The organism is Micromonospora sp. (assembly GCF_048594385.1).
Lineage (GTDB): Bacteria > Actinomycetota > Actinomycetes > Mycobacteriales > Micromonosporaceae > Micromonospora > Micromonospora wenchangensis.
The window spans coordinates 1-7,678 of the sequence record NZ_JBMDWU010000455.1 but is presented as its reverse complement, the minus strand read 5'-3'; the positions used below and the strand labels follow the sequence as shown (position 1 = coordinate 7,678).

Below are 7,678 nucleotides of genomic sequence, written 5' to 3'. Positions count from 1 at the left end.
GCCGTCGCCGTCGCCGTCGTCAGGGTAGATCGCCTTCAAACCGTCATCATGGCGGGTCCACTGCCCCGACGGACGCGTTCACGCCGCAGACCGCGCCCCGACCGGCTGCGGGGGCCGCCGATGACCGGCAGGTCTGGCCGCCGGCACACGGTCGGGGTGAGCCACCATGGGTTGCGGGTGTCTCCGCAGGTGGATCTATCCGAGCGCGCCCGCCGCCGCTGCCAGGGTGACCAGCGACAGCGTCGTGGTCAGGACCACCGCCCGGCTGGTCACCGCCTCGCCGACGCCGTACTCCTGGCCGAAGATGAACGTGTTCTGCGCTGTGGGCAGGCCCGCGCACACCACCACGGCGAGCAACTGCGGGGCGGGTAGGTGCAGGGCCAGTCCCGCGACGTACGCGACGACCGGCTGCCCGACGAGCTTCAGCGCCGTGACCACGGCCAGCTCGCCCCGTCCGGCCCGTTCAGCCGGCGCGGCCCGATCGTCCCGCGACGGCGTACCGCGGTGCAACGACGCGCCGAGCGCGACCAGAGCGGCTGGAGCCGCGGCACCCGACAGCAGGGTGAGCGTCGCGTCGGCCGTCGCCGGCAGCCGCAGGCCGGCAGCCGAGCAGGCGACACCGAGCAGGGACGCCAGGATCACCGGGTTACGTACCGGCAGGGAGGCGATCCGGCGCATCCGTACCCGCCCGGCGGGGTCGCCGTGCCGGTCCAGGGCGACCAGGATCACGGGTGCCACCACCAGCACCTGCAGCAGCACCACCTGCGCCAGGAACGCCACGTCACCGAGGACCTGGGTGGCGATGGGGATGCCGAGGTTCGCCGAGTTGACGTACCCGGCGGCCATGCCCCAGAGGGGTCGTTCCCCAGGCTCGCGACCGAACAGCCGGCTCACACCGAACCACCCGAACCCGACCACGGCAGCCGTGCTCACCGCGAAGGCGAGCAGCGGGCGGCTCGCGAACCCGGACAACGGCATCCGGGACAGTGCCAGGAACAGGGCGGCCGGCATCGCCAGCTGGAACACGAACCGGCCGAGTACCGCCGCCCCGGCCTCGCCCAACAGACCCCACCGACACGCCGCGTAACCGACCACGGTGAGAATCCAGATCGGCACGAACGCCGACACCAGGCTCATCCGGGGGTCACCGACGGCCGGACGAGGGATCGCTGCGCCCGATGGCCGGTGTCCCCATGCGCCAGGTCATCAGTATCGCCTCGATCCGCGTCACCCCTGGACGACCGCCCGGAGACCCTGCCACCGGCCGGCCCGTGTCTCGTCTCCCGCTACCGTACGGACGTGGCGCGGGTACTGGTGACCGGCATGTCTGGCGCGGGAAAGACGACGGTCCTCGACGAGCTTCGCCGGCGGGGTTTCCGCACCGTCGACACGGACTACGGCGGCTGGGAGCTGCCCGACGGGACCTGGGACGAGCCGGGGATGAACCGGTTGCTCGACCGGCACCGTGATCTGGTCGTGTCCGGGACGGTGGAGAACCAGGTCCGCTTCTACCACCGCTTTCACCACGTCGTTCTGCTCAGCGCACCGTTGGAGGTTCTTCTCCACCGGGTCACCCGCCGGACGAACCCCTATGGAAGGACTCCCGCACAGCGGGCGGAGATCGCCCGTTACGTCCTGACCGTCGAACCACTGCTCAGGCGTGGAGCCACCGTCGAACTCGACGGACGTCGGAGGGTTTCCGAACTGGCGGACACCATCGAAGCGCTGGTCGGGAAGGAGCGCTGATCGTCACTGCATGTCGCGCTCGGGCCGTGGCCGCCCCGGCACTAGACTCGCCGGCCATGGGCCTGCTCACCTTTAGCCTCAACATCACCCTGGACGGTTGCGTCGACCACCAGGAGGGGATCGTCGACGACGACACGCACGCCTTCTTCACCCGGCTCATGGACGAGAGCGGGGCGATGCTGTGGGGTCGCGTCACCTACGAGATGATGGAGAGCGCCTGGCCGGCCGTCGCCCGCGGCGACCATGAGGCGTCGCCTGCCATGCAGAAGTGGGCGGCCACGCTGGAGACCAAACCCAAGTACGTGGTGTCGACGACGCGCACGGACTTCCCGTGGAGCAACAGCCACCACATCGCCGGTGACCTGCGTGAGGGCGTGCAGAAGCTCAAGGACGCGACCCCGGCCGGGGTCCTGCTCGGCAGCGGCAACCTCGCGACCGAGCTGGACCGGCTGGACCTGATCGACGAGTACCGGATGGTCGTCCATCCCCGGATCGCCGGTCACGGCCCGACCCTGTACCAGGGCGGGCTGCCCAGCACCCGCCGACTCGAACTGGTCTCGGCGAAGCCGTTCCGCAACGGTGCGCTGGCGCTGCACTACCGTCGCGCCGACTGATCACCGGAGTCCGACGTGAAGATCCCGGAGTCCGGCCGCCTCGCGCGGATCACGGACCGGTGCAGGCGTCGGTGATGGTCGAGGTCCACAGCTCGGGGTGGGTGAACCAGAAGTCGTGCGGTACATCCGCAACGGTGGAGAACCGTCCGTGTGGCACGAGTGCGGCGAGCTGCGCCAGGGGCCAGGAGGGGCGGATGTCGTCGCCGGCGGCGATGAGGTGCATCGGTACGCCGCAGGTGGCGAGCCCGCGCCACAGGTCGGCCCGGTGGGTCCATTCGGTGAACGAGTCGCCGAGTGCCGCGTGGACCTCGGGTACGTGGTCGATGTCCACCACCGGCTGTGTCGCCCTGCCGGCCTTGTACGCCTCGGACCAGGTCTGGTCGCGTTGCGGTCCCCTACCGGCGATGCTGACCACCGCGGCCACCGCCTCCGGATGGTCGACGGCGTAGCGCACCGCGAGATCACCACCCCAGGAGTGACCGGCGACGATCCAGGTGACGACACCGACTGCGGCACGGATGGCTTCGAGGTCGGCGACGGCTTGTTCCATGGTGTGCGGGCCACCGGTCGAGCGGCCGACGCCGCGCGGCTCGGGGTACCAGGCACGGTGACCTCGTGGCGCAAGTTCGTCGTGTTCCAGGTACTGCACGCATCCCGGGCCGCCGCTCAGGACTACGACGTCGGGCCCCTGCCCGGTGACGCCCACGTGCAGTGCGGCGGTTCCCACCTGAACCGTCCGGGATTCCATGTCCGGGGACGGTATCAGCCCTGTTCGTGGCGAGCAGAGGGGTGCCGCGGGCCCGGGTCGTCAGTTCACGCCGGATCCAGGCAACTACGGACAGGGATCGCGTCGTGTCGACCGCTGTCCTACGAGGAACGCCGTCCTGTCAGGAGCGACCCGGCCCTTCCTATCTGCGCAGGCCCCGACAGGGTGGCCCCGCCCGGCTGACAGACGGCATCAGCCGGGCGGGGTCACCCTGTTGTCACAGCTCGACCAGGGCCAGCGTCCACTGGCCGTGAGCGTCCTCCCAGAGGGTGACGATCTCGCCGACCGGGACCGAGTTGTACTCGTGCCGCTCGTCTTCCTCGTAGTAGTCGCCATCCTCCTCGGCCGCCGCGACGATGCGCAGGGCGTCCTCGCGGGTGCCGTCGGTGGCTGCGCGGATGCGGGAGACCCGCCACGGCACACCGCTGAGGTCCCGGCCGACGAGCGCACTACCGGGCACGAGGTTCTTGTCGTCGTCATCGATCTCGAAGAGAGTGCCGGGACCGTCGACCAGCAGCGTGTCGGTGTCGCCGATCATCAGGCCGTCGTCGACGACCTGTCGTTCGCCGCGGAGCACCGCCGGGTCGAGCCAGGTCGGCCGCCGGTCGAGTCCGACCTCCCTGATGAAGTTTCCCCAGGCGTAGAGCGCATACATGCGCGCATGCTATCGAGCGGCAGGATCCTCGCTTGTTCGCAAGGAGCGGTCCTGCCGGTGTGCGGCTCGACAGGTGGACCAGACGCCGACGGCGAGAATCACCAGCACGCAGCTGACGATGACCGGGCCGGGCGCGCCGAGGGCCTCGATGGCGAAACCGCCGGCGACGGGTCCGGTGACGGCACCGATGTTCAACGCGACGGTCGCGAAGGAGCCAGCCATCGTGGGTGCGTCGCGCACGGTGGCGATGATCCGGGCGATGAGCGTGCTGCCCAACGCGAAGGACAACGCGCCCTGGGTCAGGGCGAGGAACCACAACGCCACGGGGCTGGCAACGGTGAACGCCAGCAGCACCCAGCCCGCCGTGAGCAGCGGCCCGGTGACGGTGATCAGCGGTCGCCAGTGCCGGTCACCGAACCGCCCGGCCACGGTGACCCCGAGGAACGCGCCGGTTCCGAAGACGGCGAGCAGCAACGGTACGGTGCGCTCGGTGAGCCCGGCCGGTCCGGTGGCGATCGCCGCCAGGTAGGTGAAGGTACCGAACGTCGCGGCGTTGACCAGCACGGCCAGCACGATGTTGCACTGCGCCGGACGTAGTCGCAGACTTGCCAGCTCGCGGCCGATGCTGCTCGCGGCGCTCGGCTGCGCGGTCTCCCGCGGGTGGGTCGGCGTGGCCGCCAGAACCGCGACCAGCGCAGGCAGGCACAGCAGCGCGATCGCCCACAGGGTGGCGCGCCAGCCCAGCACGTCGCCGACGAGGGCACCGGCGGGCACCCCGGCGATCAGCGCGAGGGTGGTGCCGCCGAGGATGACTGCCAGCGCGCGGGTGTGCCGCTCGGCCGGCACGATGCGCGTCACGGTCGAGAGTGCGACGGCGAGGAACCCGGCATTGGCCAACGCGGCCCCGATCCGTGAGGCCACCAGGACGGCGAAGCTGTCGGTGACCGCGCCGATGACGTGCGCGGCGATGAACAGGGTCAGGAAGCCGGCCAGGGTCCAGCGGGGTGGGAGCCGGCGGGCAGCGGCGGCCATCGTCGGCGCGCCGATGACCATTCCCAGGGCGAAACCGGCGGTGAGAAGCCCGGCCCGGCCGAGGGGAACCGCCAGGTCGGTGGCGATGCCGGGAAGGATGCCGGCGAGGACGAACTCCGAGGTTCCCTGGGCGAAGACCGCGACGGCGAGCAGGTAGAGGAGGACGGGCATGAGCGGACCTTCCCGAAGCAAGGACGTGATGGGTGGCAGGCGTGTGGCACTGCCGGTGCTTCGGATGCGCAGGAACTCGTGCGACGTCGCCGCCGACCGGGTCGGCGCGGCTCGTCAGCGCAGGGACTGGGGCATCTGGGGCTACCGGGAGGCCGGCAGCCCTGACCAGTCCGCTTGGGGGGAACTCACCTCGCGAGGCTACCAAACGGGCCCGTCGTCGCTGGTGGGCGCGCACAACGAGGACGCTCGCGGGTCATCTCGATCCCGGTGGGCGTGGTGGAGGGGCCGACCCGGGCGACACAGGTCAGAGCTCCGGCCGACAGCACCCGGGTGGGTTGGTGGCGACGCACCAACCCACCGCGCCGGGGACATGACCAGCAGCGAGCACACGCGATCCCCCGGATCGGGAAACGCCTGTCCGGCGGAGGTGCTAGGCGGTCCCGCGCCGGCCCAGCCACGTCAGAATCGCCTCGGTCGTTTCCTGCGGCTTCTCCTGCTGGATCCAGTGACCGCAGTCCAGACTGACCACCTCCACGTTCGGCACGAACTCCGTCAGCCTTTCCGCCTTCGCGACCGGGTCGCGGTCGCCGTAGATCATGAGGGCGGGCTGTCGGATGATCGGGTCCACGTCGGCCAGCAGACGCCAGTTGCGGTCCAGGTTCCGGTACCAGTTGATCCCGCCCGTGAACCCTGCCGACTCGAAGGCGGAGACGAAGACGGCCAGGTCGCTGTCACTCATGACGGGCTCCCCGGGCGGGGTTTGCGCCCTGGCGAGGTTGGTCAGCGCATTGCCCGGCTGAGGCGCTGCGGGGGGCACGTTCCTGCGGTACAGGTTCCGCAGGAACCGGAACGTGTCCTGCTCGAACACGGCGTCCGCGAGGCCCGGCCGCCGGTTGAAGTGCACGAAGTAGAAGTCGTCGCCGAGCGCGGCCGCCATGGCCTCGATCCAGGGCGTTTCGCCGCGCTCCTGGTAGGGCACGCTCAGCGCCACCACGCCGTTGACCCGGTCCGGGTGCAGCAGGGTCAGGCCCCAGACGACGAATGCGCCCCAGTCGTGGCCGACGAAGGTGGCATCGGCGTAGCCGTAGTGGTCGAGGAGGGCGACGAGGTCGCCCGACAGGTGTGCGATGTCGTACTCCGTCACGTCGGCGGGCCGGGACGAGGTGCCGTAACCCCGCTGGTTCGGGACGATGACGTGGTAGCCCGCCGCAGCGAGGGCCGGCACCTGGTAGCGCCAGGAGTACGCGTGCTCCGGCCAGCCGTGGCAGAGCACCACGGGATTGCCCACGTTCTGCCGGCCGGCTTCGAAGACTTCGAGGTGCACGCCGTTGACCGGAATACGGGTGGGCTCGGGAAAGTCGATTGTCATGCGGACATCCTGCGGACCGATACCGGTCACCTCCTGACCGGTTTCCGTGGCAGTGTCGTCCGGGTGCGAGCCGACCGGTTGATGGCCCTGCTCCTGCTGCTGCAACAGCGCGGCCGGGTGACCGCGGCGGAGGTCGCCCGGGAGTTGGAGGTCTCCGAACGCACCGCCCGCCGCGACCTCGACGCCCTGGGCATGGCCGGCGTGCCGGTGTACTCCGTGCAGGGCCGGGGCGGTGGCTGGCGTCTCGTGGGCGGCGCCCGTACCGACCTGTCCGGGTTGACCGCGGGTGAGGCCCGCGCCCTGTTCCTGGTCGCCGGCCCGGCCTCGTCCGTCACGCCCGCCGCGAAAGCGGCGCTGCGCAAGCTCGTCCGTGCCCTGCCGGAGCCGTTCCGGGAGCAGGCCGAGGCGGCGGCGACGGCGCTCGTCACGGACCCGCGACGATGGGGGGCGAGCCAGGTCGAGCCCCGACCGCCGCGGTTCCTCGACGAACTCCAGGACGCGGTGATCCGCGGCGTCCAGGTCCGGCTCGGCTACGTCGACCGCGACGGCGCCGCTACCGGGCGAACGGTCCACCCGCTGGGCATCGTCGCCAAGGGCCCGGCGTGGTATCTCGTCGCCGGCACCGAGGCCGGCCGGCGGACCTTCCGGATCGACCGGGTGTCGTCCGTCGACCCGACCGTCGATCCCGTGCACCGGCCGGAGGACTTCGACCTGGCCGGGAGCTGGCGCGAGATCGCCGACGAGGTCGAACGCAGGCGAATGCCCGTCGAGGCGCACGCGACGTGCGCGCCCCACGGGATAGGCGTGCTCCGGATGGGGTTCGGCACCCGTCTCGAGGCGGGAGGTGCCACGACCGACGGCCGCGTCGAGGTCGTGATCCGCGGTAACGACGAGCACAAACTCGCCGGTGAGCTTGCCGGATTGGTCGACTACCTGGAGGTGACCGGCCCTGCGGGGGTGCTGGAGCACCTGGCCGCGATCGGCACCGTGCTCGTCGAACGATACGGCCCACAGCGGCAGGGATCCCGTACGGCAGAACGGTGATCGAGGTCGGCGCTGGCGCTGCACGGTCGGGGCCGCTACCGCGACGGCAATTCTGTCAAGCCATTGAACTAATCCGGGTGCAGGACGTAGGGTCGGGTCCCGCCGAGCTACGGAGGCACCGCCATGGGTGGCGCGAGGACTCTCGTCGCCGGGGTCGACTCGTCGACCCAGTCGACCAAGGTCGTGGTCTGCGACGCCGAGACCGGCGAGGTGGTCAGCGGGGGGCGCGCCGGGCACCCCCGCGCGCCCCACGGGCGTTACCGGGCGGGGTGGGGGGCGGC

General features: G+C 71.0%; 8 protein-coding genes. 3 read left to right on the top strand and 5 right to left on the bottom strand.

Going from position 1 to position 7,678, the window contains the following annotated elements; genetic code table 11:
* Positions 1-195: 195 nt before the first annotated feature.
* Complete coding sequence (locus ACOJTC_RS24870; protein WP_420118703.1) at positions 196-1,137, bottom strand: AEC family transporter; 942 nt, start codon at positions 1,135-1,137, stop codon at positions 196-198.
* Between the two features lie 162 nt (positions 1,138-1,299).
* On the opposite strand from ACOJTC_RS24870, the gene ACOJTC_RS24865 reads away from it, so the two are divergent.
* Complete coding sequence (locus ACOJTC_RS24865) at positions 1,300-1,746, top strand: AAA family ATPase (protein WP_420118702.1); 447 nt, start codon at positions 1,300-1,302, stop codon at positions 1,744-1,746.
* A 56-nt stretch (positions 1,747-1,802) separates the two neighbouring features.
* A complete protein-coding gene (locus tag ACOJTC_RS24860) occupies positions 1,803-2,360 on the top strand; it encodes a dihydrofolate reductase family protein (protein WP_420118701.1) in 558 nt (185 codons plus the stop codon).
* Positions 2,361-2,409: 49 nt separating this feature from the next.
* Here the strand turns inward: ACOJTC_RS24860 and ACOJTC_RS24855 are convergent, their stop codons facing one another.
* The 4 genes from ACOJTC_RS24855 to ACOJTC_RS24840 all read right to left on the bottom strand — a co-directional run bounded on the left by ACOJTC_RS24855 (position 2,410) and on the right by ACOJTC_RS24840 (position 6,458).
* Complete coding sequence (locus ACOJTC_RS24855) at positions 2,410-3,108, bottom strand: alpha/beta fold hydrolase (RefSeq protein ID WP_420118700.1); 699 nt, start codon at positions 3,106-3,108, stop codon at positions 2,410-2,412.
* Positions 3,109-3,343: 235 nt separating this feature from the next.
* The gene (locus ACOJTC_RS24850; RefSeq protein WP_420118699.1) at positions 3,344-3,781 is read right to left on the bottom strand and encodes a hypothetical protein; all 438 of its coding nucleotides are present in this window, start codon (positions 3,779-3,781) and stop codon (positions 3,344-3,346) included.
* Positions 3,782-3,790: 9 nt separating this feature from the next.
* Positions 3,791-4,984 carry a Cmx/CmrA family chloramphenicol efflux MFS transporter gene (locus ACOJTC_RS24845; RefSeq protein ID WP_420118698.1) on the bottom strand — a complete coding sequence of 398 codons (1,194 nt, stop codon included), beginning with the start codon at positions 4,982-4,984 and terminating at the stop codon, positions 3,791-3,793.
* A gap of 430 nt (positions 4,985-5,414) precedes the next feature.
* Positions 5,415-6,458: an alpha/beta fold hydrolase gene (locus tag ACOJTC_RS24840; protein WP_420118697.1), complete on the bottom strand. Its 1,044-nt coding sequence runs from the start codon at positions 6,456-6,458 to the stop codon at positions 5,415-5,417.
* On the opposite strand from ACOJTC_RS24840, the gene ACOJTC_RS24835 reads away from it, so the two are divergent.
* On the top strand, positions 6,417-7,397 hold the full coding sequence (locus ACOJTC_RS24835; protein ID WP_420118696.1) for a helix-turn-helix transcriptional regulator: 981 nt from the start codon (positions 6,417-6,419) through the stop codon (positions 7,395-7,397). The two genes, ACOJTC_RS24840 and ACOJTC_RS24835, sit on opposite strands and share 42 nt — an antisense overlap.
* The last annotated feature ends 281 nt before the right edge of the window (positions 7,398-7,678 follow it).

What these genes read in the sequence shown, in the direction of transcription:
- ACOJTC_RS24855 (WP_420118700.1), bottom strand. Translation starts at nt 3,108, where the DNA reads ATGGAATCCCGGACGGTTCAGGTGGGAACCGCCGCACTGCACGTGGGC.
- ACOJTC_RS24845 (WP_420118698.1), bottom strand. Translation starts at nt 4,984, where the DNA reads ATGCCCGTCCTCCTCTACCTGCTCGCCGTCGCGGTCTTCGCCCAGGGA.
- ACOJTC_RS24860 (WP_420118701.1), top strand. Translation starts at nt 1,803, where the DNA reads ATGGGCCTGCTCACCTTTAGCCTCAACATCACCCTGGACGGTTGCGTC.
- ACOJTC_RS24870 (WP_420118703.1), bottom strand. Translation starts at nt 1,137, where the DNA reads ATGAGCCTGGTGTCGGCGTTCGTGCCGATCTGGATTCTCACCGTGGTC.
- ACOJTC_RS24850 (WP_420118699.1), bottom strand. Translation starts at nt 3,781, where the DNA reads ATGTATGCGCTCTACGCCTGGGGAAACTTCATCAGGGAGGTCGGACTC.